This is a genomic window from Schaalia odontolytica (assembly GCF_005696695.1).
Taxonomy (GTDB): Bacteria; Actinomycetota; Actinomycetes; order Actinomycetales; family Actinomycetaceae; genus Pauljensenia; species Pauljensenia odontolytica_C.
This window is the reverse complement of sequence record NZ_CP040006.1, coordinates 1,703,645-1,725,886: the sequence shown is the minus strand read 5'-3', so window position 1 is coordinate 1,725,886 and position 22,242 is coordinate 1,703,645. Positions and strand designations below refer to the sequence as shown.

At 65.5% G+C, this 22,242-nt stretch carries 35 protein-coding genes and 1 pseudogene; 1 reads left to right on the top strand and 35 read right to left on the bottom strand.

The features are described from left to right. Window positions 1-39: 39 nt before the first annotated feature. From FBF35_RS07680 to FBF35_RS07515, 35 genes and pseudogenes are all read right to left on the bottom strand, one after another. Window positions 40-921: a glycerophosphodiester phosphodiesterase gene (locus FBF35_RS07680; RefSeq protein ID WP_082632911.1), complete on the bottom strand. Its 882-nt coding sequence runs from the start codon at window positions 919-921 to the stop codon at window positions 40-42. Continuing rightward, complete coding sequence (locus tag FBF35_RS07675; RefSeq protein WP_060567538.1) at window positions 914-2,083, bottom strand: hypothetical protein; 1,170 nt, start codon at window positions 2,081-2,083, stop codon at window positions 914-916. Before FBF35_RS07675 ends, FBF35_RS07680 begins: the two co-directional genes overlap by 8 nt. Window positions 2,084-2,098: 15 nt before the next feature. Further along, a complete protein-coding gene (locus tag FBF35_RS07670; protein WP_060567539.1) occupies window positions 2,099-2,506 on the bottom strand; it encodes a hypothetical protein in 408 nt (135 codons plus the stop codon). After that, complete coding sequence (locus tag FBF35_RS07665; RefSeq protein ID WP_060567540.1) at window positions 2,503-3,042, bottom strand: hypothetical protein; 540 nt, start codon at window positions 3,040-3,042, stop codon at window positions 2,503-2,505. Before FBF35_RS07665 ends, FBF35_RS07670 begins: the two co-directional genes overlap by 4 nt. Next, window positions 3,035-3,442, bottom strand: a complete 408-nt coding sequence (locus tag FBF35_RS07660) for a hypothetical protein (RefSeq protein ID WP_187348944.1) — start codon at window positions 3,440-3,442, stop codon at window positions 3,035-3,037. Before FBF35_RS07660 ends, FBF35_RS07665 begins: the two co-directional genes overlap by 8 nt. 2 nt (window positions 3,443-3,444) lie before the next feature. After that, window positions 3,445-4,281 carry a CHAP domain-containing protein gene (locus FBF35_RS07655; RefSeq protein ID WP_082632912.1) on the bottom strand — a complete coding sequence of 279 codons (837 nt, stop codon included), beginning with the start codon at window positions 4,279-4,281 and terminating at the stop codon, window positions 3,445-3,447. 182 nt (window positions 4,282-4,463) lie between these two features. Beyond that, window positions 4,464-5,063, bottom strand: a complete 600-nt coding sequence (locus FBF35_RS07650; protein ID WP_060567542.1) for a hypothetical protein — start codon at window positions 5,061-5,063, stop codon at window positions 4,464-4,466. Then, window positions 5,060-5,842: a hypothetical protein gene (locus FBF35_RS07645; protein ID WP_060567543.1), complete on the bottom strand. Its 783-nt coding sequence runs from the start codon at window positions 5,840-5,842 to the stop codon at window positions 5,060-5,062. Before FBF35_RS07645 ends, FBF35_RS07650 begins: the two co-directional genes overlap by 4 nt. After that, window positions 5,839-6,969 (bottom strand): hypothetical protein, encoded by a 1,131-nt coding sequence (locus FBF35_RS07640; RefSeq protein WP_060567544.1) that lies wholly within the window; start codon window positions 6,967-6,969, stop codon window positions 5,839-5,841. The genes FBF35_RS07645 and FBF35_RS07640 overlap by 4 nt, the downstream gene beginning before the upstream one ends. After that, window positions 6,966-8,255, bottom strand: coding sequence for a hypothetical protein (locus FBF35_RS07635; protein WP_060567545.1), 1,290 nt, complete (start codon window positions 8,253-8,255; stop codon window positions 6,966-6,968). The genes FBF35_RS07640 and FBF35_RS07635 overlap by 4 nt, the downstream gene beginning before the upstream one ends. Window positions 8,256-8,505: 250 nt before the next feature. Then, the gene (locus tag FBF35_RS10720; protein WP_138134127.1) at window positions 8,506-10,287 is read right to left on the bottom strand and encodes an NlpC/P60 family protein; all 1,782 of its coding nucleotides are present in this window, start codon (window positions 10,285-10,287) and stop codon (window positions 8,506-8,508) included. Between the two features lie 259 nt (window positions 10,288-10,546). Continuing rightward, window positions 10,547-10,960, bottom strand: coding sequence for a hypothetical protein (locus FBF35_RS07625; RefSeq protein ID WP_138134125.1), 414 nt, complete (start codon window positions 10,958-10,960; stop codon window positions 10,547-10,549). 160 nt (window positions 10,961-11,120) lie between these two features. Beyond that, window positions 11,121-11,462, bottom strand: coding sequence for a tape measure protein (locus FBF35_RS07620; RefSeq protein WP_138134123.1), 342 nt, complete (start codon window positions 11,460-11,462; stop codon window positions 11,121-11,123). Then, window positions 11,401-11,682, bottom strand: a complete 282-nt coding sequence (locus FBF35_RS10520; protein WP_187348945.1) for a hypothetical protein — start codon at window positions 11,680-11,682, stop codon at window positions 11,401-11,403. Before FBF35_RS10520 ends, FBF35_RS07620 begins: the two co-directional genes overlap by 62 nt. 550 nt (window positions 11,683-12,232) lie before the next feature. Beyond that, on the bottom strand, window positions 12,233-13,015 hold the full coding sequence (locus FBF35_RS07610) for a helix-turn-helix domain-containing protein (protein ID WP_060567560.1): 783 nt from the start codon (window positions 13,013-13,015) through the stop codon (window positions 12,233-12,235). Beyond that, a complete protein-coding gene (locus FBF35_RS07605; RefSeq protein ID WP_060567561.1) occupies window positions 13,008-13,250 on the bottom strand; it encodes a hypothetical protein in 243 nt (80 codons plus the stop codon). The genes FBF35_RS07610 and FBF35_RS07605 overlap by 8 nt, the downstream gene beginning before the upstream one ends. Then, window positions 13,250-14,296, bottom strand: a complete 1,047-nt coding sequence (locus FBF35_RS07600) for an HNH endonuclease (RefSeq protein ID WP_060567562.1) — start codon at window positions 14,294-14,296, stop codon at window positions 13,250-13,252. The genes FBF35_RS07605 and FBF35_RS07600 overlap by 1 nt, the downstream gene beginning before the upstream one ends. 214 nt (window positions 14,297-14,510) lie before the next feature. Further along, window positions 14,511-15,008 carry a single-stranded DNA-binding protein gene (locus tag FBF35_RS07595; RefSeq protein ID WP_060567564.1) on the bottom strand — a complete coding sequence of 166 codons (498 nt, stop codon included), beginning with the start codon at window positions 15,006-15,008 and terminating at the stop codon, window positions 14,511-14,513. Beyond that, complete coding sequence (locus FBF35_RS07590) at window positions 15,008-15,433, bottom strand: hypothetical protein (RefSeq protein ID WP_060567565.1); 426 nt, start codon at window positions 15,431-15,433, stop codon at window positions 15,008-15,010. Before FBF35_RS07590 ends, FBF35_RS07595 begins: the two co-directional genes overlap by 1 nt. Then, window positions 15,430-15,738: a hypothetical protein gene (locus FBF35_RS07585; protein WP_060567566.1), complete on the bottom strand. Its 309-nt coding sequence runs from the start codon at window positions 15,736-15,738 to the stop codon at window positions 15,430-15,432. Before FBF35_RS07585 ends, FBF35_RS07590 begins: the two co-directional genes overlap by 4 nt. Next, window positions 15,735-16,262, bottom strand: coding sequence for a hypothetical protein (locus FBF35_RS10665; RefSeq protein ID WP_241772587.1), 528 nt, complete (start codon window positions 16,260-16,262; stop codon window positions 15,735-15,737). The genes FBF35_RS07585 and FBF35_RS10665 overlap by 4 nt, the downstream gene beginning before the upstream one ends. 195 nt (window positions 16,263-16,457) lie before the next feature. Beyond that, window positions 16,458-16,925: pseudogene (locus tag FBF35_RS10660) on the bottom strand (DNA cytosine methyltransferase); the annotation flags it as partial. A 53-nt stretch (window positions 16,926-16,978) separates the two neighbouring features. After that, window positions 16,979-17,368, bottom strand: coding sequence for a DUF4326 domain-containing protein (locus FBF35_RS10745; RefSeq protein ID WP_082632915.1), 390 nt, complete (start codon window positions 17,366-17,368; stop codon window positions 16,979-16,981). Further along, a complete protein-coding gene (locus FBF35_RS07570; protein WP_060567569.1) occupies window positions 17,365-17,607 on the bottom strand; it encodes a hypothetical protein in 243 nt (80 codons plus the stop codon). The genes FBF35_RS10745 and FBF35_RS07570 overlap by 4 nt, the downstream gene beginning before the upstream one ends. Then, window positions 17,604-17,906 carry a hypothetical protein gene (locus tag FBF35_RS07565; RefSeq protein WP_060567570.1) on the bottom strand — a complete coding sequence of 101 codons (303 nt, stop codon included), beginning with the start codon at window positions 17,904-17,906 and terminating at the stop codon, window positions 17,604-17,606. Before FBF35_RS07565 ends, FBF35_RS07570 begins: the two co-directional genes overlap by 4 nt. After that, the gene (locus tag FBF35_RS07560) at window positions 17,903-18,256 is read right to left on the bottom strand and encodes a hypothetical protein (protein WP_060567571.1); all 354 of its coding nucleotides are present in this window, start codon (window positions 18,254-18,256) and stop codon (window positions 17,903-17,905) included. Before FBF35_RS07560 ends, FBF35_RS07565 begins: the two co-directional genes overlap by 4 nt. A gap of 178 nt (window positions 18,257-18,434) precedes the next feature. Continuing rightward, window positions 18,435-18,686, bottom strand: a complete 252-nt coding sequence (locus FBF35_RS07555) for a hypothetical protein (protein WP_131726649.1) — start codon at window positions 18,684-18,686, stop codon at window positions 18,435-18,437. Then, window positions 18,683-19,012, bottom strand: coding sequence for a hypothetical protein (locus FBF35_RS07550; protein WP_060567573.1), 330 nt, complete (start codon window positions 19,010-19,012; stop codon window positions 18,683-18,685). Before FBF35_RS07550 ends, FBF35_RS07555 begins: the two co-directional genes overlap by 4 nt. After that, on the bottom strand, window positions 19,009-20,247 hold the full coding sequence (locus FBF35_RS07545; RefSeq protein ID WP_060567574.1) for a hypothetical protein: 1,239 nt from the start codon (window positions 20,245-20,247) through the stop codon (window positions 19,009-19,011). The genes FBF35_RS07550 and FBF35_RS07545 overlap by 4 nt, the downstream gene beginning before the upstream one ends. Before the next feature lie 30 nt (window positions 20,248-20,277). Continuing rightward, entirely contained in the window at window positions 20,278-20,478 is a 201-nt protein-coding gene (locus FBF35_RS07540; RefSeq protein ID WP_060567575.1) for a hypothetical protein, read from the bottom strand. After that, window positions 20,478-20,864 carry a hypothetical protein gene (locus FBF35_RS07535; protein WP_060567576.1) on the bottom strand — a complete coding sequence of 129 codons (387 nt, stop codon included), beginning with the start codon at window positions 20,862-20,864 and terminating at the stop codon, window positions 20,478-20,480. Before FBF35_RS07535 ends, FBF35_RS07540 begins: the two co-directional genes overlap by 1 nt. Further along, a complete protein-coding gene (locus tag FBF35_RS07530; RefSeq protein WP_060567577.1) occupies window positions 20,861-21,073 on the bottom strand; it encodes a hypothetical protein in 213 nt (70 codons plus the stop codon). The genes FBF35_RS07535 and FBF35_RS07530 overlap by 4 nt, the downstream gene beginning before the upstream one ends. Before the next feature lie 42 nt (window positions 21,074-21,115). Then, window positions 21,116-21,337, bottom strand: a complete 222-nt coding sequence (locus tag FBF35_RS07525; RefSeq protein ID WP_060567578.1) for a helix-turn-helix domain-containing protein — start codon at window positions 21,335-21,337, stop codon at window positions 21,116-21,118. Then, a complete protein-coding gene (locus tag FBF35_RS07520; protein WP_060567579.1) occupies window positions 21,334-21,519 on the bottom strand; it encodes a hypothetical protein in 186 nt (61 codons plus the stop codon). Before FBF35_RS07520 ends, FBF35_RS07525 begins: the two co-directional genes overlap by 4 nt. Next, a complete protein-coding gene (locus tag FBF35_RS07515) occupies window positions 21,516-21,839 on the bottom strand; it encodes a helix-turn-helix domain-containing protein (protein WP_060567580.1) in 324 nt (107 codons plus the stop codon). Before FBF35_RS07515 ends, FBF35_RS07520 begins: the two co-directional genes overlap by 4 nt. Before the next feature lie 115 nt (window positions 21,840-21,954). Between FBF35_RS07515 and FBF35_RS07510 the strand changes: the two genes are divergently transcribed. After that, complete coding sequence (locus FBF35_RS07510; RefSeq protein ID WP_060567581.1) at window positions 21,955-22,221, top strand: helix-turn-helix domain-containing protein; 267 nt, start codon at window positions 21,955-21,957, stop codon at window positions 22,219-22,221. Window positions 22,222-22,242 lie beyond the last annotated feature (21 nt).

The window sequence follows — 22,242 nt, the reverse complement described above, 5'->3', positions numbered from 1 at the left end:
CCCACCGCCCATTCTGGGTGGTGGGGCCTTCTGCATCGGCTACGGATGCACGCGAGATGGGAACGAAGCCATGAGGCCGGACGCTCCCTTTTCGAGCGCTGCGCGCGCCTGTCCCTCGTTGGTGATGATGTGCGCGATCGTCGGTTTCCCGGTTGCGTTGATGCGGTTCCAGACGTCGGCAGACGCGGACCACTCCATACCGATCACGTCCCAAGAGCCGAGGGGCGCCGCGGGGACTTCGGCAGGGTACAGCATCGCCATAGTGCGGTAACCGCGCGCTTTCGCGCGGGCCGCGCTCGTTCCCTTCGCAAAGACTTTCCAGATCACGCGACGCTCGGGATGCCCGCCGAACGCGGTGTCCAGATACTCGAACAACTGCTCCTCAGCCTGCAAATCAGCAGCGTTCCGCTGATCCTCAGATGACGTTGTCTTGTGGTCGATCGCGAGGACCACGTCATCCGGGATCTGGTCAACGATGTCCCGCAGTCGCATAAACGGCCCGGTCCCCTGCTGGAGTGTCCGGAGCGTGCTCCAGGGAGTAGACCAGATCGGGAGATCCGTGCCCGGCACAGTTCTTGTCGTTTTCCAATCGTGGATCGCGACGAACTCGGCAGGCTCTCCGTGCTGCCCCCGGGCGCAGAGCCGGACGGAGACCTCCAGCGCCTTGAAGCCCGCGCGCAGCGAAGCATCAAGACCCCGCTGCGTGAACTCCGGGTATTCTGTTCCGCTCATCCTATGGGCGATGTAGAAGGGCCGCTGCTTGAGGAATTGCTCGACGACGTCCGTCGAGGCCGGCGTGACCGGAGTCGTCGCCTCACGTCGACGCAGGAGAAGATCCCCTCCGTCGCGGCGGCGGCGACGGACGACCCCGGGCACGTCACCTCCGTCGCGGCGACGGCGATAGATTGTCAGCTCATCCACGGGCGACCACCTGCACGCCGATGCCGTTCGACCCCTGCACGTTTGGGTATGTGACAATGAGGTCGGCGGGAGCGGCTGCGGTTCGCTTCGCAAGCGTCACAGTCTGATAATTCAGACCGTCCTGAGCTGCGAATGCCAGCTTTTCCCAGCCCTCCGAGACCGTGACCTGGTCCGAAGTTTCGCCCGCACTCGTGCGCTCGAAAGTGAAGCCGAGCGCGAGACCCGTGCCCGCGAGCGCGGGCGCGGTGCAGGTCTTTGTTTCGATAGGTTCGGCCTGGCGTTTCTTGACGGTGCCGGCTTCGATGCGGGAGGCCCCGCGTACTGCTGCTGCTGCCCATCCGATCTCGGCGTTTTGAGACATCGTGATCGTGATCGTTGGTGCCCAGGGGCCGGTGATGATGGTCGCGCTCATCGTGCCGACCCAGTACGGATCGACGAGGGTCGTCCAGCCCTGCGGGAGGCTCACGGTCGCGCGAACGCCTTGAGCCTTCTCGTTGATGCCCAGGATGATCTTGTCGCCTGCCTTGCCGTCGAGTTTGACGGTGATTGTCTGTCCGACAACGGAGCCCGAGGCGTGGCCGACGACGGTGGGGCCGGCGGCGGGCGCGGGGCCTGGGGTCGGGGTCGGCGGCTGCGCGGGCGACGCTGCGGCGGCAAGGAAGTACAGCGCGCCGTCGGGCAGGCGCTGAGCTTCGGCCTCGGTGGCGACGACAGTGATGCCGACGCCTGTGAGCGCGGCCTGCAGCTCGGCCTTGGTGGCAAGGCCGGTCAGGTCCGAGGCGTGTGCGACGCCCGCGACATCGCCCTTCGTCGCGTAGCCGGATAGCTCCGACTTTGTCGCGAGGCCGGTCAGGTCGGAGCGCTTGGCGATTCCGGCGACCTCGTCCTTCGTCGCGTAGGCCGTGAGGTCTGCGCGGGTGGCGAGGTCGGCGACCTGGCGAGTGGTCGCGTATCCGGACAGTTCCTCGCGGGTCGCGAGGCCCCGCAGTTCGGCCTTCTTCGCGTAGTCGGTAAGATCGACTCTGCCGCCTGCGGCGGCTGTCGCTACCTCTGACTTCGTCGCATAGCCGGAGAGCTCCGACTTTGTTGCGAGCGGTGCGACTGCTCGCGCGATCGCCTTATCGGTGCCCTGCTTCGTGTAGAGCGTCGGTCGTGCTGCCATAGGTCAGGCTCCGATCTAGAGTGTGTCGTATATATCGCCGTAGAGCGTTCCGTCCAGGGTGAGGGTGTCTCCGTCGCCGGAGATCTCGACGCCGCCCATACCAGGGACAGGCGCGGGAGACGGGGTCGGCGACGCGGCGCCGGAGAAGATCTGCGCCAGGTCGTAAGCCACGCCCGGGCGCAGGGACACGGTCGCTTCGCGGAGGGTGCGACCGGGGATTGCGAGACGCAGATGCACCTGCGTCTCCGTGTGGATGTCAAGCGGGAGGACTATCTGCCCTCGCACGTCGGCCTGCCGGGCCACCGGCCCGCCCGCGAGGACAGCGAGATTCTCACCTGTCCCCGCGAGCGTAGCGACGATGTAGGCCTGCGGCTCGGGAGCGCCGTCAAGCCTGCCGACAGTGCCCGAAATAGTCGTGGTCACTGTTCGTTCATCCTCTCTTCGAGTTTGTCGAGTCGCTCGTGCAGGCGCGCGTGCGCGTCGTGCGAGTGCTCGTCGATTGTCCGCTGAGCGGCCTCTCTAGCGACGCGCTCGTCGTGGATCTCTTCGGCCATTCGACCGCCTCGTTCGTCGATCCTTCCGACGCGAGATTCGACGGCTTCGAGGCTCTTGCCGTGATTGCTGAGCGTCGTCTCGACGCGGCCCAGCTGATCGGCGAGCGTGCCGACGTGACCTGTCAACTCACCGATCTGATCCGACACAGCGCGCACTGTCTCGATCGCGCGGTCCAAGTCATCCCTGATGTTGGTGTCGTGATCGTTGGAGACCTGCGCGTCCGCCGAGCGGGCGGCTGCTCTGGCTTCCTCGACGCCCACGAGGACGTGCGCGAATTTCGCGTCCATCCATCGGCGCACCTGGCTTGCGGCCAGGGCGACGATGCCCGTCATCGCGACGAGGATCGCGACGACGAGCGCGGCCAGAGCATCCGTTACTTTGGGGTCTGCGAGCAGTTCAGTCACGGCTGGCCTGCGAGGCCCCGTCAACTACCCGGGTCGAAGGGACAGCATCAGCGGTAGCGCGAACTTCCTCGATGGACTCGCCGCCGGGAGTCAGCGCGCCTACCCAGTCAATCAGTGTCACGCCGTTAATACGGATCGCGGAGAGCACCTGGAACACACTCCAGGCGATGCCCAGGAAAACGCCAGCCTGGGCGATGAGCAGCCGCCAGGTCGCCGGATAGGTACCGGACACCCAGACAGCGAGAGAGACGATGACCGCGACGACGGCGAGCAGCGCCTTACGGCGCGCGGGAGTCCAGTACGGACGGTCGAGCGCGGCCTGTACCATCGGCCAGACCAGACCGACGACGACCGTCGTCAGGAATGGGTCAGTGTGGAGACCGAGCAGAAGATCATTCATCGTCATTCTCCCTTCTCCGCGCCCGCGAGCGCGGTGTTAATCGCGTTGTTGGTGGCCGGGCCGTAGATCTCGTCGTCGTCCACGCCGACGGCGCGCTGGAGGTTGCCGACGACGCGGTCGTGCGCCTCGTCCGAGGCATCGCCCCAGACACCGTCCGGCTCCGTGCCGATCACGGACTGGACGTACTCGACTCCGAACGGGAACTGCCGGCCTCCCCAGCTGGAGGCGGCGACGACGGCATAAATGCGCTTCGTCGTGTCGGGGCCGACCACGTTGTCAGCGGTCGCGCCGACTGCCGCCTGGAGCGCCGTGACATCGGTGTAGCCCGAGGAGGTGGTCGCGTCGCCGTAGTGCGGGCGAATGACCGCGCACACCGAGGACCAGTCTCTGGTCCTACGCCACACGCCGCCGCCGTTGCTCTGCGATCCAGCAGCGCCGGACGACGTGTTGAATTCGATCGTCTGGATCCACCCGCCATAATTGGCCTCAACGATTCCGACATGGTCGGCGATACTGTCGTCGTCCCAGTCGAAGCAGACCAGGTCGCCGGGCGCAGCCTGCGTCATCGGGGACACGAGGCGTCCCTCGCGGGCGGCGGCGTTGATGCCATACGGCACGTAAGCGAAGTCGCCGCCGGGAAGGACGGACTGCTTCTCCTCGTCGGTCGCACACCAGGAGGCCCCCATCGCACAGAAAGGCACGCCGGATGTGCCGTAGTAGGCGCCGTGCTTCTGCGCGTACCAGCGGCCATACTTCGAGCCTTCCTCGGGGTCGTCCCATCGGGTGTAGCCGATTTCGCCGGCTGCCCAGGCGAGGACGTTCTGTGCGGTCATGCTCATCGCGTGCCCTCCGTCTGCTCGTAGGGGATGACGATAGGGGCGACGACGTCAGGCGGCGTGTCCGTCGCGGGGGTCATCGACGCCATAAGCTGCTCAATGGTCGGTTCCATGTGTTTCTCCTCTTTGGGTATGGGAAAGCCCCCGGACGGGCTTGTCCGAGGGCGTTAAAGATCAGGTGGTTGTCAGTAGCCGAAGGCCACCCAGGAATAGGAGTGACGCTCCTCAGAGGTCACTCCTGGGAGCATCGGGCGGAAGCCGCTCTTGTCTATGACGTCGATGCAGAACTGTCTGGCGTTCTTGAAGTTCCAGCCCGCCGGGCCGGAGCCGTACAGCGGCGTGATGACGACCGAGACGCAGTCGTTCGGGAAGGGCGTTTGGAACGTAACGCGCGGCATGTAGAGGTTGCCGAAGGCGACCTCCGCGCTGGATATCGCGACGCGGCCAGCCTTAATGAGGCCGTTCCGCACTCCCGTCCCCAGGCCTGAGCCGACCGGCATATCTCCGACGGCGCCCAGCTCCATCTGAACGTTCGACTCTCCAGCCCAGCGCCGACCGTCCCAGACGCGCACAGCGTTGAGGTCGGTTCGCCACACGTATACCGGCTGCGCCGGGGAGGCCGTGAGGCCCACGCCCGCGAGCGCGGCGACGTACTGGGAGGCGGCGGTCTCGGACGCGCACGCCTTGTAGGACGGGATCGAGAGTGAGAGATCGAGGAGGTCTTGGCGGCGGGCCGGGTCGGTGGGGGAGGGCACCTTGTGTCCGCGCTGGTCCTGGTAGCTCATTGTGCGCGCCTTCCTGTGGGTTTGACTTGGAGTGTTTCGGTGTAGTCGAGGTGTAGGGCTGCGCTTGCGCCGCCCTTGGTGATGCCGCCGTATGCAGTGCCGACGAGCGCGAGGCCAGCTCCCGCTTTGAGGGTCTTTGCCAGGGCCGTAATGTCGACCTGCGCCTGCTGCGCGTTGACGTTGATTGTCTGCGTCGCGCCGGTCGGCTGCGGCCCAGACTCCGAGTAGGCGGCTGGCTGAATCACGAGTGCCCACGGTGGGACGTGCGACGCGGGCCGGATGGTGAGCAGCGCTCGAGTGATTGTGATCGTGCCGAGGGCTTCGAGCTGGCGACCGTAGGTGATGAGGCCTCGGAGGCGCTGGCCTGCGGGGTTGGTGCCCTGCCACGCGCCGCCGTCGCCATACCGCGACCACCCCCCGGTTGTCCATGTGCCCATCCACTGCGGCGTGAGGACCGCGTGCCGGGCCACAGGCTTAGGGGCGGGCGTTTTCGGGACAGCCGGGAGCGGCCCCTCGGGGGACGGGGCAGGCCCCAGCGCGTGTACCGGGCGTCCAGTGTCCGGGTCGAGGAGAACATGCGCGGTTTTCACGCCTACCCAGTTGACGGCGGTCGCGGGGATCTGCACGCCCTCCCCGCCGTACAGGGAGACGATGAGCTGGCGACCTCCTTCGACGAGGTCGATAATCCGCGCGATCGCCGTCGTCGACCTGTCCGCCCCGTACCGGGGAGGCAGATCATCCGGCGTGGAAGAGATCAAGTCCATCACTCGCGCGGTCACAGGGTCACCTCCACGTCGGTTTTCTGCGTGCCCTTGTACGTGAGCGGGACTTCGTAGGCTGTGACCAGGCCCCAGAGGGTTTTCGGCTCCGCCGCGAGGACAGGCTGCGTCACGATCTCGATAGGCTGATCGAGGCCGACACGCGGGTCCGGCGCGTGCTCCACGGGGACTTTCACTTTTCGGCGGATCGACTCGGCGAGCATCGCCTCAGCGGTTTTGCGCGCTTGCTCCTGCGATGTGATGAGCGGCGATGAGAAGAAGCGGGGGACGACGCCGTAGGGGCCGTCGGTGCGCATCGGGCCTGTCGTCTGATCCGCGACCGCCTGGAACGCGGGCGCGCCCTCGTCGTGCCCATCCTGGCCGCGCGCGACTACTCGGTTATAGACCTTGTCGCGCGAGACCTGAGACGAGACGCCGACGACGGTTCCGTCCAGGTCGTCCGTGAGCCGCAGCTTCGGTGGCGAGACAGGCGGCGAGACCGGCGGTGTTACATACAGGATGCCGTCGCCACCCTCACGGATCGATGCCGGCCAGGCCTTCGCGATCTCATAGATTGCATCGATCCTCGACTCGCCCCAGGTCATCGACGGGCACCAGCGGTCCACGAGGCCCGTATCGATGACGACGCCCATGTGCCCGCCGACCAGGCGACGGATCTCGCTCGCGAGCGTCCCGTTCCACATGGGGGACAGGGGCGTCGTGAGGCGGTCCTCTTCGAGGCGGTGCATCAGCGATTTTCCGGTCACCCTCACTGTCGATGGGCCGGGGTCGACAGCGGTGATGAGGAAGCGTCCGAGCTGGACGTCCCACCAGCCGCCGCCGGGAATCACCGACGCGATCGTCAGCGACACGTGCAACGTCTGCCCAAAGCAGGCGAGCGGATGCGATGGGTCCGTCGGATCCCAGTCCCGCCAGTCCTCACTCTCACTCGCAGCGCCGACGCGTGGGACAGTGAGTGAGAGCGAGCCCTGAACCTGCTGCGTCGCGTCCCAGGCGACCGAGCCGTCCTCGACGGGCACCTCACCGAGATACTCATCGCCGAGCCACGACTCGACCGTCGCCTGCAGCGTGTACGCAGACGACAGCAGATCGTCAGGGATGCGCGCGTCCGGGCCGGTCAAGCTCATCGCTCCTCCTGCCAGATCGTCCTGTCAAAGCCCTCCCACGTGAGGCGCCGAGCATCGAGCGCCTGCCAGGTAAGGGCGCGACCGTCAAAGTCCGTCCACGTCGAGAGAGCGAGGAGCGTCGATGCCTGCGGCAGCGACGTGATCGTTCCTTTAATCGTCCACGTGCGCTCCGCAATATCGATCCGAGCTGCGCGCTCCATCGATACCGCCGTCGGCGACATAAGCGTCACCAGGTCAACGTCACAGACACCTGCCCTGCACTGCACGCAGTGCTCGGGATTGTGGAAGAGAGCGACGGGGGTCGGCGTTCCCAGCAAGAGCTTGAGCGCGGGCGTGTCCTTGAGATTCGTGCGAGCCGTCAGCGAGACAGTACCTGCGCCCATCGTCGGCGCGTACACCATGACCGGAGTCCGCCTGCCTGGTACCTCATGCTCGGTCAGCCGCAGCTTCATCTCACGCTGATCTGTTCCCTGCCAAAGCAGGTTCACGGGCATCTTGCCCGCAGTGTCCGTCATGAGCGAGAGGCCCTGCCAGCGGCGCACGACCGGCGAGGACTCCACCTCGACGCCGCTCGACGTCGTCAACTTGTACCTGAATTCTGTGTTGATCGGCGCGAGCGAATCGCCGATCACACGCTGCTCACCCGTACCCGTCCACACGCCCGCGCGCGGGATCCACTTGAAACCCGTTGCAGCGATGCCCTCGACGTAGCAGGCCGTGCCCGCAGGCGCGAGCGCCGCCGGGATCACCAGCTGCACGCGCGGGGCCTGGCCGTCCTCGACGACCGCGACCGGCGTGCGCGTCATATCGAGCGCGCCTTCAACCTCACGCGAGGACGACAGACCCTTCGTGCCCGTCCACTGGTGAGCGATCGCGCGCTGCGAGTATCCGATCCGTTGCTGCGGCGTGTCGCCGTCGAAGAAGGTCGCCGCGTCAGCGACAGCCTCCTCGACGGTCGCCGAAGCGACGATCATGACATCGTCCAGGTGGACCCACCCGGGCTTGTTCTCGCGCGCTCCCGAGGTGTAGACCTCGAAGCGCACGCGCGCCTGAGTGGCGCCCGCCGGGGCCACGTGGACCCAGGTCGGGCGCTCGCCCTCCGCACTCGACGTCAGCAGCAGCGGCGCAGACGCGACCTGACTGCGACCTGCGACCGTCCACTCGACACGGACGGCGAGACCGATACCAGGACTCGTGCGAACCAGCGCAGACACAGCCAGCGCCTGCCCCGCCGAGACAGGAACCACGCCAGGAGTGGCGACCTGGCCCTGCAGCTGGGCAGGCACGTCGACAGCCAGGTAAGTTGGTGACTGCCGCTCGTGCCCGCCCCATACAGCGGGATCAGACGCAATCCGGAGCGACGACGGCGCGTACTTCGCCCAGCCATTCGTCCCATACGCAAACGAGGGATTAGGGCAAAGATTCGTCCGCGCCATCATCGACTCCTTCCTGCGAGCTGCTTCCTACGAGCGAGAACACCCGCGCTAATCCCCTCGACGTGAGCGCGGAACTGCACGCCGTCATCGAGGACCAGATTCACCTGAGCGCCCTCCAACGAGACGCCAGCTCCCGCACCGCTGGCCGCGAGCGCGGAGACGTCGGCCCACTGTCGGGCTGTGAGGATTGCTTCGCGCTGGCCGGTTTGGTTGACTGCAGCGGTGACTCCGTCTGGGAGCCAGCCTCCACGGTCGTACTTGCGTGCGCCGCCGTACCTGCCGACGCTGGGGATCCCCAGATCGCGGTCTTGCGTGCGCTCAGGCCGGGGCGCGGTTCCTCGATCATCTGCCCGTTGCCTGCGTAGACGGCAACGTGCCAGGCGGGCGATCCCCAGTAGAGGAGGTCGCCGGGTGTCGCGGAGCCCCAGGGGACGGGTGTCGAGCCGGACTGGTATCCGGCAGCGGTGAGTCGCGGCCAGCCGAGGCCGAGCTGCTGTGCTGCCCAGTAGACGAGGCCGGAGCAGTCCAGGCCCGGCGGGATGCCGGAGCCGCCCCAGACGTAAGGCACTCCCATGAGTACGGCCTTCATGGCTGCGCCGACGAGGCCCGCGCCGCCGGAGAGGCCGGACTCGCTCACCTTCGAGGTGAACAGGCTCTTGAGGCCGTCGAACAGCATCGGCGGGATACCGTAGGCGACCTGCTCCCAGAAGGAGCCGTCCTTCGGGGACAGTAGCTCGCGCGCCGGCTTGAGGACCAGGTTTGCGATTGCGGCGGCGGGGTCGGTGACGATCTCCGCTACCGCCTCTGTCGTGTCTTTGATCCAGTCCAGAGCGCCGCCGAAGCCGCCCTTCACGGCGTTCCAGATGCCACCGCTAGCGAAAGCGACTTCGCCGCGGCGGCGTCCGGTCTCACCGACGGTCGCGAGGCCGGAGCCGCGCGAAGCATTTACCCGGTCGAGCCAAGGCTTCCCGCCGAGAGCTCGCAGGGCATCGGGTCGGATGATGCCCTCGCCGCCGGATAGACGAAGCGCGCCGCCACCGTCCGGGCTGTAGAAGTGATAGATGTCCTTGCCGGGGGAGTACCCCGGCGTCATGGTGGAGAAAACGCCGCCGGTCGCGTAGGCCGGAATCGGCTTCACGTCGGGGAGCCTCACGGAGAGGCCGACCTTCGCGGCGATCGTATCGAACGCTGCCTTAATTCCGTCGCGATAGACCGTCGTGATGACGAAGTTGACGGGCTTTGCGGCGGCTCCCTTGATCTTCTCGAACACAGACTCGACCGACTGACGGAAAGACTCGAACGACTCCTTCACGCCACCGATCGCGCTCTTAATCGCCGGAAAGACGACGTCGATCAGGACGGAGGAGGCCGTCTGCACCGCCGACGAGATCTGATCCCAGACCGGCTTAATGACCGAGTCATACAGCCACGTGAAGGTCGGGCCGAGCGTCGAGGAGATCGCGCTGCCAATCGCAGAGAAGATCGGGGACAAAATGCCCCAGACCGTCTGGATCGCCGACGAGATCCCATTCCAGGCCGTCACGACGGTTGTCCACAGCCCCTCGAAGGCCATACCGACGGTACCCGAGATCACCGTCACGAACAGGTCGAAAAGCGGATACAGAACGTTATCCCAGACAGCGAGGATGAACGTCGACACGTTCGTCCAGACCGGCTCCACCACATCCTGCCAGAAGCTCCACAGCGCAGGCATTAGCGTGTCGCGGAAGAAACCCGCGAGCGCCTGCATAGCCGGGTAGATCACGGCCCATGCTGACTGGACTGCCGACGCGAAGCCCTCCCACAGCGGCTTAATCACGTTCTCCCAGAGGGTCTTGAGGACAGGCCAGATGACCCGGGAGACGACGGTCCATAGGGCCATGAGGGTAGGTCGGATGACGGCGGTCCAGGCGAGAGCGAGGCCCGAGCCGATCCCTCAAACAGCGGCTGCAACACGGTCGACCAGAAGTTTTGGAGGCCCGGCCAGAGCGTGCCGGAGATCCAGTCCCACGCCGCCTCAATGGAAGGCTTGATCTGCTCCGTCCACGCCCTGTAGGAGATCTCGCCGACCGCGAGGAGCGCGTCCCGCAGGGTGAAGAAGAAGTCCACGAGCGCCGGAGTCCTCTTCGAGACCGAAGAGATTACCGTCGTAGTTGCCCGTGGTGAGGATGCCCCACGCCGACTCGATACCCGGGATGAGCGTGTTCTTCGTATAGTCGACGAACGCGTCGATTACCGGCGTGACGTTGTTCGTCCAGAATTCGGCGATGCCAGAGCCGAGGCGTTGATCGCGTTCGCGACGTCCTCGTTGTGTTATAGAGGTAGATCAGCCCAGCGATGAGCGCGCCGATAGCCACGACAGCAAGACCGATGGGATTCGCGGCCATCGCAGCGTTGAGCCCCTCCTGCACGAGCGTCGTGTTCTTGATCCACTCGATGACCTGTGTCAGGACCGAGAAGCCCCAGTAGGCGGCCACCGCGATCCCGATCCCCTCACCGAGGGCGACCAGCAGATCCTTGTGCTCGCTGATCCAGTCGAAGGCGTTCGAGAACATGTCAGAGAGCCAGCCCCATGAAGTCCGTAATCGTAGGCTTCATGTAGTCAATGAGGTCTTTGAAGCCGCCCATGAGGGTTGCCTGCAAGTTGCCGGCGGCGTTTTCAATGCGGCTCGTGTCGCGAGCCGCGTTCGCCGCGACCTCATCGAAGCCGAGGGCTCAGCAATGCCTCGTTAAATTCTTCGCGCTGATCTGGCCCTGGGCCATCGCATCGCGAAAATTCCCCGTGTAGGCACCCGCGTCGAGGAGCGCTTTCTGGATCTTGCCGGACGCGCCGGGGATCGCGTTTGCGATCTGATTCCAGTCCTGCGTTGCCAGCTTCCCGGCACCGTTGACCTGAACGAGCGCGAGGCCAACCTGCTTGTAGGTCTCGGCAGAGCCGCCCGAGACCGCGTTCAGGTTGCCCGCTGCTTCCGCGAGCTTGTCGAAGCCCTCGACGTTATTCGCTGCGAGCTGTGACGTGATGCCCCTGAATATCCGACAGGTCGTAGACGGTCTCATCGGCGTACTTCTGCGCGGCGGCGCCCAGCTCCTCGATCCGATCCGGATCAATCCCCGGCGATTTCAGCGTGTCCGCGAATTTCTGCGTCGCGTCGGACGCAGCGATAGCCTCAGAGACGAAGCCCCCGATACCCACGGCTGCGGCCAGCGCAGCCAGGGGCGCGATCGCGTTCTGTGCAAAGCCCGCCATAGACGAGAAGCCCGAGCCCGCGTCTCGCATGCTGCCCGCCGCCGAGCCAGCCGAGGACGCCGCCCCATCGAGCGCGCGCGCCGCCGAATCAACCGGCCCGCGAGCGCGGCCCGCTTGAGGCCGGGATGCTTACGCTTTCGCGGCTGGTTTTTCTTCCGCTCAGCAGCGAGCGCCGCAGCAGCTTCCTGCTGCGTCTTACGTTTGTGATGCCAACGGCAAAGCCACTGGAGGTTCACCGCTCGGTGATCGTCACCTGGCTCGATGTGATCGCAGTCTGTCCCTGCAGCTGGGCATCGCGTGCCGTCGTGCAGCATCGCTTCGCACCTGCCGGCTGCGCGGTCACGCACGAAGGCGCGCCGCTCGGCCCAGTCATCAGGCAGACGGACGGCGCGGTCCGATGTCTCCCATGCCATGCCCGCCCCCTCAGTCCGTATGCACTGACCCCCGCTCCACCGGGGCCGATAGGAGCGGGGGTCAGTACAAGTGCGCGGATTGCCGTTAAAGCAGAAGCCCCTCGCTTACGCTCAGGGCCACACTAGGAGAATACGCCGTGACAAGCCCTATCGCAAGCGACACGCGCCTACATTCTGCGTGTCGCCAGCCTCTCAATATCCCCGACCCGGTAGAGGCGATCCCCGCCCCTCCTCGCCCGGGGCGCCAGCTGCCCCCGCTGCGTCCACTTCCGGACAGTCGGATCCTTGATCTGCGTGCCAGCCAGGATCTCCGCGACGCGGGTCGCCCGCGAGCGCGGCAGCAGAGACTCACGAGCTTTCGAGAGGAGTCGCTCCCAGGCTTCGCCGATCTGCTCGACCGCTCCGCACTCCCGGCAAGTCGTCGCCTCCTCATCTGGGTCGCGGACGAGAAGATCAGCGTCGCACTGGCTGCACGAGCCGACGTAGACGAGGCGCTGTCTGCCGGGGGAGGCGAGACGCTCAAGGCGCGCGACCGAGTACAGAACTTCGTCTGCGCACTGCTCGGCTTCCGACCACCTGCGGAGCTTGTCCTCGTGCAGGTCGAATACGCGCGCGACCATCCACCAATCGCCGGGGCGCACCCAGTAGGACGGACCCATCACGTGCGAGAGGAGCAGCGTCGCCCACGTCAGGATCGAGTCGCACATCTCGTCAACCTCGATCATGAGCGCGAGGTTGAGAGGAGCCCTCGACGATGGGACACCAGCGCCGCCGACCTGCTCACCCGTGCGCACGCCGTGCGACGCAGCATAGGCGAGGTCGCTCATGAGTCCTGGCATCGACGCGGTCGCCACACGGACGCGGGCAGCGCCGCCGCGAGACAGGTACTCTCCGTCGAGGAGAGGCTCACCCGTCACCGGGCAAACCCGGCGGTCGTCATGCTCAGTCATCGTATCCCTCCACCCATGATGCGAGCTGATCGCGCACAGACTCGATGAGGCCACGCCGCGCGAGCATCGAGCCGCCCCCGTCGTGCATAAAGACGGTGACCTCTTCTTTGCCGGGGACCATGACCTCAGCACAGACCACCCAGGCCCCAGTTAATGCCTGGGCTCCGTGTCCTGCCTGCACTAGTGCTGAGAGGGCATCTTCTACCTTGCCCCTCAGCTCTTCTTCCTGGCTCATTACCTTCTTCTCCTTCTACGGTTCCGCTTGCTTGTCTGCTTCTGCTGAGGTGTTCGCGGGTGCCCGGCCTGGCCCTTCCCTGCCTGGCCCGTGCCTGCCCTTCCCTGGCCTGCCCGTCCCGTCCCGTCCCTACCCGACCCGAGAGTATTCGCCTTGATACCCTTCGACGTCGGACCAGGGTTCGGACTTGAGTCCGAACTAGGTCGAATACGCGGACCCTCGGACGCACACCGCTCAGGTGTGCCGGGGTCACGCACAGCGGCCTCAGCGTGGCCGCTGGAGCCGCGCCCGGGGTCAACAGGCGCTCCGGACCCTCGGCCCGGGAGCACGCCCCTCGCGGGCGGCTCTGAGGCGGGGTCAACGGGCGTGCCCGGATCCACGGACGGCGCGGCTTCATATCCGTACCTGGTGAGGAATTCTGCCGACCACACTCCGTAATAGGGCGTGGCCGGGACGGGACGCAGTGGCGAGGCCGCATCGAACGCCTCCCGCGCGTGCCCGCGCGAGGAGTTGCACTCATGACAGGCGACCACGAGACCATCGACCGGGGCGTCCCCCAGCGAGTCCGGGTCAATGTGATCGAGCGTGCCGAGGTTGTAACCTGTCGGGCCGGTCCACCGCACGACCTTCCCGCAGTAACGGCACTGGTCGCCGTCGCGGAAAATCACAGCAGCTTTCTTGTTCGGGTCGCGATTCTCCCGCGACCGCGCACGGCGACGCATGACCTCCTCGCGCGGCTGGACGTGGATAAACTCCTCGTCCGTGAACAGGCGCAGCTTCCGCTTGCCCTCCACTTCAACCCACGTGAGCAGCCCGGCGCCGACCGCCACATCAATCAGGTGCGCACTCCGCGAACGATCGCCGTCGCGGAACGCCGCACCTCTCTCGATGATTCCGTCTGTTAGGTGCTTGGCCGAGTAGGTCGCGAGTGCCATGAGGAAGCCGAACATTTCGACGATCGAGATGTCCTCGGCGCCCTCCACGTCGTACAAGCTCATGAGCTTCGGGTGGCTCAGTGCTTCGTCGCCCACTCTGACCCAGGCCATTACTCGCCCTCCTTCATACTTGTTGTCTTGATCTCCGTCTGCTCCCAGCCGTCCTCCGGGAACAAGTCCCGGGGCCGGAACTCCGGGAAGTTGCGCCGCATCCAGTCCCTCTCGGTTTTCCTCTGATACTCAGCCTCAAACCTGCGGAAGCACGGCCTACAGCGCGCGTGCCCTGCAGCGAGAACCTCGCCGCAGTCCGGGCAGTACCGCTCCATCAGAACGGCGGCTCAGACCCGAACGCCGACCCGCCAGGCTCACCCCACGGGTCATGCTGCGGAGTCTCCTGCCCCCACCCAGCCGCACCGCCAGAGGCCGACGCGCTCGCGGACGGTGCGCTCGCGGCCTGTGCCTGAACACGGGTGACCTGTGCGCGTGCGCGGCGCAGGGAGGGGCCGACCTCGTCGACCTGCAGCTCAACTACCGTGCGGCGCTCGCCCTGCTGGGTGTCATACGAGCGCTGGGTGAGGCGACCCTGAACGATGACGCGCATACCCTTGCGCAGCGACTCGGCGACGTTCTCAGCGGTTTCGCGCCACACGGAGCAGCGTATGAAGAGGGTGTCGCCGTCGCGCCATTCGCCGGCGTTACGGTCGTAGGTTCTCGGGGTCGACGCGACGGTGAAGTCTGCGACTGCGGCGCCAGACTGCGTCCAACGCAGTTCGGGGTCAGCGGTCAGGTTACCGATGACAGTGATGACGGTTTCTCCGGCCATTACTTGCTCTCTTTCTTATCTGTGTCCGCGTACACGCGGATGCGGACCTCGTACATCGGGATGTTCAGGTGCTTGCCCGCCAGGCGCTCCGCGATGACCGTGTGCGGGCCGTCGAGGAAGCGGTCCGCGTCATCAGGCAGCAGCCCGGCATCGATGAGACCGTCCATGAGTGCTTTCACGGTCGGCGCGAGGTTGCTACGGTCGCGGCGGCGACGATCCGGATACGCGAACTCAACCTCCACTCGAGCGTGCGTCAGCCTGAGACGCGCGACCCCCTCACCCTCGCGACCGAGCAGATAGCCCCACTGGCGGATCTGCTTCGTGAGCCGCGCGCGTGCGGCCCAGTGCAATTTGTCGTTTGCGGTGATGAGCTTGCTGCGCGTCAGCGGCAAGACGCGCGACTCCCACACCAGCTGCGCGCTCATCCGAGATCCTCCTCAGTCAGCTGCTCGCCCGGCTTCGTGTACCAGGCTATGAAGTCCTCCGGGATGCGGTTCGACAGACGCATACTGCCCGGGCGAGCGACGATCATGTCCCCCTCAAGCGCCCAGATCGTGTAGGTGTGCTCGACGAGCATCACCCGCCCGTCCGGCGTGAAGCCACAACGCTTGCGCGCGCGGCGGGCGATCGCCTCCGCGTTCTCACGAGTCAGCCGGACCGCGCGGACGATCGCGCGCTCCTGAAACTCCTCGACACCTGGGATGTCCTTCAGTGGGTCGATGCCGGTCATGCTGCCTCCTCAATGGTGATCTTGGTGAGCTGGTAGATAGCGGCGGCGCCCTGCTGCGGGACGACCCCATTTCCGAGGAGACGGAGCTGCTGCTCCCGCGTCAGCCCGAGATCCTCGCCGGTCACATGCCCCTCGGGCAAACCCATGAGCCACTCGACGAACTTCGTTGAGAGGCGTGCTCGCCCCCCCTCGCGTGTCGGCGGGACAGTCGGAGCTGGAGCCTCACGTCCGAGCACCTGCTCCCACCTGGCAATCGCTTGCCCATAGACGCCGAAGATGCCGGGCTTCATCCCTCTCGCCACCTCGTGCAGGTTCGATCCGTAGCCGGTCGAGGATGCCGTCGCGTTCGTCGCCTGCGGTGTCGGTAGGAGACCTCCCGTTGCCAGCAGGCCGTTCTCGACGAGGATCGCTAGGTCGGTGACCTGCGCGCGGCCTGGCTTCTTACGCAGGTGTGCCTCGGGCGAGTTGCCCGAGGGCTGCGCGACCGGGGTCGGCAGCATCTGTACTGCCTGCGACAGACTCATGCCCGTTCCCTCCTGATGACGGCCTGCCTTGTGGTCCGACGCGGTCGGCGTCGGAATCAGGGCACCAGGTGCTCGATCTGATCCGCGAGACTCACGGAGTGCCCGCCCTCCCTGCGCTTCTGTGGAGGCTGTGAGCCCCCGCAGCTGCCAAGGTTCGCCTGCGGGGTTGCCAACAAGGAACAGCCGCTCTCGCTGGTGAGGGGCGCCGACGTCGGAAGCTCGTACAACACACCATTGCGCGTCATACCCGAGGCCGGCCAAGTCTCCGACCACACGGCCTGCCGCCCTGAGAGCAGGTCCATCTGCTCCGTCTCCCAGCAGTCGCGATTCTTGTTCCACCAGACTGAACGCTCCACTTGTCAGCGCTCCTCTCACGTTCTCCCAAATCACCAGACGCGGACGCATCGTCTTGATTGCCTCGAACATCGACTCCCACAGGCCCGACCTCGTCCCCGAGGCCATGCCAGCGCGCCTACCCGCGAGGCTCAGATCCTGACAGGGCGATCCACCGCAGATAATGTCTACCGGCTCAACATCCGACCAATCGACCTGCGTGATGTCACCGAGATTCGGGACACCAGACCAGCGCACCTCAGCCAGCCTGCACGGCCCCGGCTCTACATCGCTCGTCCATGCGACGCGCGCATCCGGATCAAGCGCCATGCGGACTGCCATATCTAGACCGCCGTAGCCAGTAAAGAGACTGCCGATAGTCGTCATTCTGCGGCCTCGTCTCGATCCCACCTGCGGTAATACGGGTTCTCGAACTCCCTCGCACCGCGCGGGTTCGCGATCTCCAAGAGGACATCCGCATGACACGGCTGATCAGCTGGACACCAGCACGCGAGATCGAGGCCCCAGAGGTTCCGCGCCGCACACCCAGCGACGAACCGACCCTCTGCCGTGTGCCTGATCCACTCACGAAATTTCTCGACAGCCTCCGCACGAGACGCGACGACGAGGGCACCGCCATATTTAAGCTCAAACGGCGACCGAGCGACCCAAAACGGATTGCCGTATAGGCTTCCTCGCCCTACATACTTCGTGTGCGCGGGCATCTTCCAGCCGCGAGCGCGGCGGCGCTGAATCCTGATCGGGAGCCTCATCGCTGCTCCTCAGCCCAGACGCCGACCTCCACGAGCTCGGCGGGCGTGTAGCCGCGAGCGCGGGTGAAGTCGATGACCGTCTGTGCGCAGGCTTTGTGCGTGATGTGCTCGATTGCGGTGGCTTCGTTTTCGGCGTCGATGGTGACGTGAACGTTCGAGCCTTTCGGCGCGAGGCGCGTGCGGCAGACAGGGCAGAAGCGGAAGCCGGGGACGTTGCGCGCCTGCTTGATTTCGATCATTGCTCGGCTCCTTCGATGTCGGTGAGGTCGTAGATGTGGACCCCGCACGCCGGGCATCGGCGCAGTGTGTGCGGTGGCTGCGGCTCTGGGGTTTCGTCGTCCTGGCGGGTGACCTTGCCGGTGACTCGCACGAGCCGGAGCTCGTGCAGGACGGAAGGTGAGGGTCCGGAGCGGATGACGAGTCCGCGGCGTTCTGCTTCCTCGACGAACGCGGCGCAGGCCGTCGCGACGATATGAGGCATGGGGAGATGTTGGTTGGCGATCTCCCACTCGATGCTGAGGAGTCCGGCGCCGCTCATTCCCCGGCCTCCTCGGGTGTGATCGGTGTGCCCTGTGAGACGTTGACTAGGGCGTCGATTGGTTCGCCGATTGCTAGGCGGATTTCGCTGGCTTCGTCGGGTGTGCCGGCGTACCTGGCGGCGACGTAGCTTGCTACGTCGGCGAGGTCCGAAGCTGCGACGGCGATCGCGTCCTGCAGCTCATCGACACGGTCGAGGAGGTACGCCATATCCACGGCTGCGTTCTGGTCGAACGCAGCGACAGCGTCTGTGTAGGCCTTCGCGATCGCGGTGCGGTCTGCGCCTGCGTAGCTGCGGCCAGCGAACGCCACGGCGTTCAGCCTGTCCTTGATCTCGTTGATGGTGGTCATTGGTTGTCCTTCTCTAGGGGGTCTTGCCCTGCGCGCTCGTGGCGCGGGCTTCGTGCCCGCCCGGGACTCGCACCCGGGGGTCTGCTGGTCGGGCTGCGCGATCTCTTTACCTGCCCCGCCTGTTTTTTCTTGGTTTGCGGGTGGCCTCCCCGTTGGCCGCGCTCATCGGGGAGTGTGCTCATTCGTCGATGTAGTCGCCTTCACCGACGTTGAGGCGCTCGGATGCTTCCTGGAGCTTGTCGACGATCTCGACATACAGGTCGCGTTTCTTGTCGATCGCTTCTCGAGCGAGGCGGCGGGCCGTGAGGTCGTTGAGCTGCTTCGTGATCTCCAGATCCTCATCAGCGGCGAGGACCGTTTCCTGCGCGTCGTCTCGCAGAGCCTGCACCTGAGCGGTGTCGAAATAGACCGCGATGTATCGAGTCATCACTTCCCCTCCTCCGTCGAGGTACCGACTTCATTAGCGGCCTGCATGGGGTCGGTCATGGACGCGATCTTCTTTGCGCCGACAACGCGACCCTCGGTTGCGTCCAGGGTTGCGTCCAGGGCGTCGATGATCTTCGTCATCTTCGTGTGCTCGCGGCTGAGTGTCATCTTCGCTGCTTGGCGAGCTCTGTCGTTGTGCAGGGTCTCGACGTTGTCGAAATCGACATCGGCACTGATGCTCTCCTCGTACAGGAAATCGCGCAGGTAGAAAACGTCGGCTGCTTCGAGGGTGAGCGTTACCGGGTTTTCGAGTGCCTTCTCGAACTTCACAGCTTTTCTCCCTTCTTGCTCGCGGGGCCTTCAAGAAGTCGGAGGAGGAACAGGCCAGCGCCTGCGCCGCCCAGGATCGCGACGATCATCAGCAAAAGTCCGCTGGAGGTCGCGCCAGTCTTGGCGAGGCGCTCCTGCGGGGCCGGAGCAGTAGCCGGCACGGCCTCATGCTTCGGCGCGGGCTTCACCGTGCCCGGCGTCGGCGCGGTCGTAGGAGTAGGCATCGGGGACGGCGCAGACTGCGGCTCATCCGAAGGAGTAGGAACCGGGGACGGCTTCGGCGAGGGCTTCGGGAGAGGCGAGGGGACCGGCGCGGGCTGCGGCTTGGTCTTGCCGTCGCCGTCGGTACCGCCCGAGGCCTTGATCGTTGCGGTTGCCTCAAGGCTCTTGCCGTTGATCGTAGCTCGGTTGGTGTAGGTGTCCTGGCCCTCGACGTGCGTGGTCGCTGCAGGATAGACGATGCAGACCAGCGAGCCTGCGGGCGGCGTGAACGTCAGCGTGTGCGCTGACTCGTCGAGCGTGCCGTCGGTCCAGGTTGTCGTCGCAGGATCCCAGGTCGGGCCGGACGAGCACTTCACAGCCTTCGGCAGCTGGTTGGTCTCGTCCGTCAGCGTGTAGGCCTTTCCGGCTTCAACTACCCACTTGATGCCCCAGCCGATCGACTGGTCCGCGTTGGTCCACCCGAACTTAATCGTCTCGGGAGCCGCGTACTCGAAGTGCGCGGGCGTCGAGCAGTCGTTCGTGCAGGTGCCCGAGCCGTCACGGTCGCCCCAGACGAGCGTGCGCGTGACTTGGCCGTTCACGACGATCTGCGTGTCCTCAGTGCCGACTGCGGCGTCCGAGAGACGCGCGCGGGCATGGAAGTTTCCGGTCACGTCGGTCTTGTCCGCGTAGGACGCGGGAACCTCGGTGACCGTGCAGGTCAGCGTCGCCTCGTCGGCCTCGCAGTCGCCGATCTTGGTTCCGTCGTCGAGGACGAAGGGAAAGCCGGCATACCACTTGAAGCCGCCGTCCTTGCTGGCAACGGTGAAGTGCTGGCCGACCGCGAGCTTCGGCGCGGTCCAGGTTCCCTCGACGGTGACCTCACTCGAGGTCTGGCGTGAGGCACTGGTCGCCTTGGTAACCTGTGCGGTCATGGTCGGCGCGGCCTCGGCGGCGGCGTATGCGGCGCCGTAGGGCAGCGCGAGCGCCGCGAGGGTGAGGGCAGCGCCTGCTGCCCAGAACTTCTTACTCATTGTGGTTCCTTCTGTTCTTGGTGTTGGTGGTTAAGCGGATCGGCGAGGCCTCATCGGCGCGAGCGCCGAACGTGAGGGCTTGACCTCGACCGGGTAGTGAGCGGCGCGGGCGCAGGCCTCCGTGACCAGGCGATGCACACGCTCATCTATGTGCGGGCGGTTCGCGTAGAGGATGTGAGCGCGGGCGATCGCGCGTGTGATCTCGACATCGAGCGGCGGCTTCTTCGGCATCAGGTCCGCACCTCCAGGCTCGGCTCATCAAGCCTGAGCACTTCGAGGGTCACGTGGATCTGCTGACGGTCGAGATCGACCGCGATCTTTGGCGTGTCGAGGGCGAAGCAGTTATTCAGCTCTGCCTCGATAATGACGTCCTGCGTCGCGAGGCAGATCAGATGAGGCAGCGGAGCCTCGCCGTCCACGTCGTAGTAATCGAAGCCGACGTGGCGCTCAAGCAGTGTCGTGCCCTTCGCCCTGGCCTTCGACGCGGATCGCTGCATGCGAGCGGCGATCTCCTCGATGGAGGCCGCACGAGAGGCCCCGCGCGCCGCGATCCAGGCCAGCAGGACACAGCCTGCGAATAGCAGGAAAACAACTGTGACGATGACCGAGGCGTTCACAGCCGCCCTGCCTTCCAGTCCGCGCGGATCAAGCAGACCGCGAGCGCGAGGAGTCCGAGGGCCGGGAAGAAGGTCCACTCGGGGAGGCCGTCGGGGTTGTCGAGGCCGCGCATCGCGAAACCGAGGGTGAGGGCGGCGGCGAGTGCGGCGCCTCCGATGAGGGTTCGCCAGGGCCGCAGGTGGCGGCGGCGTGTGGTAGTCTTGTTCACGGAATCTTCCTTCTCTAGGGGTTCTGCTCGCTCCCAGCGCTTCTACCGCTGGGAGCTCTTCTTTTCGGTGGCGCAGGAGCCGAGGCTCTGGCACTGGTGGTTGAGGTCGTCGCCGCTGTACCGGACGGAACGCCCGATCTTGATTGCGGCGACCTTGCCCTCGACTCCGAGGCGCTCGACGGTTGAGCGGGAGAGGCTGAGGGTTTCCTGAACCTGCTGGGCTGAGTACCAGCGGTCAGGGGCGAACGGTGCAGCGGCGGTCATTTCCCGGGCACCTCCCCATCGATCATTTCGGCGATCCGATCACCCGCGTCGAGGCCCATACAAACGAGGCGGTCGAGCGCATCCCCTGCGTAGATACCGGTGAGGTATACGACGCAGACGATGACAGGTATTGCGGCGACCGCGAGAACTAGGCCGATGGTCACTGCGACGACGGCGCTCATGCCGGGATGTCCTCGTCGTAGATGCTTCCGTGCGAGGCCTGGAGGATCACGACGCCGGTCGCCTTATCGGCGATTGCATAGCCTCGCGATTTATCGGGCGCGGGTGCTGTCTCGGTGGTGCGCTCGACTTGGTCGAGGAGCTCGCGGACGGACGTGCCGAGCACTGCTGCGAGCCTCTCAACTTCCGGCAAGGTCAGATCTCGGCGCTCGTTGAGCTTGAGGGACAGGCTCGCGCGGCTCATACGAGCGCGGGCAGCAAGCTCTGTCTGAGAGATGCCCAGCTCACGGGCCATGCTCTTGATTACGGCTGCGACCGTCATCTCATGGTTCCTTTCTACATTTGTAGACCAATGACTGCTATATAAGTCTACAAATAGAGATTTTGCAACTCGTTTTCATGTGACATGGGTCTACAAAAGTAGATATGCTTACCTCATGGGAAGCAGATCTCTTAAATCGAGTCCCTTTGAACGCGCTGTCTTAGCTGTACTCAAGGAGCGTCTGCAAAGTCTGGACCTGACTATCGACCGCCTGGCCGAGCGGGCCGGCATCACTCGCGCGCGCTGTTACAAGATCTTCGCGGGCGACACTGTTTGTACGATGAGCGACTTCGGTGCGATGTGCGAAGCTCTCGGAGTCAGTGGCTCCGATGTAGCTGCCGAGGCGGAGCGCCGCCTCGCGGACGAAGCCTCTCCGGAATAGCCTCCACGTCCTCGTGCGAGC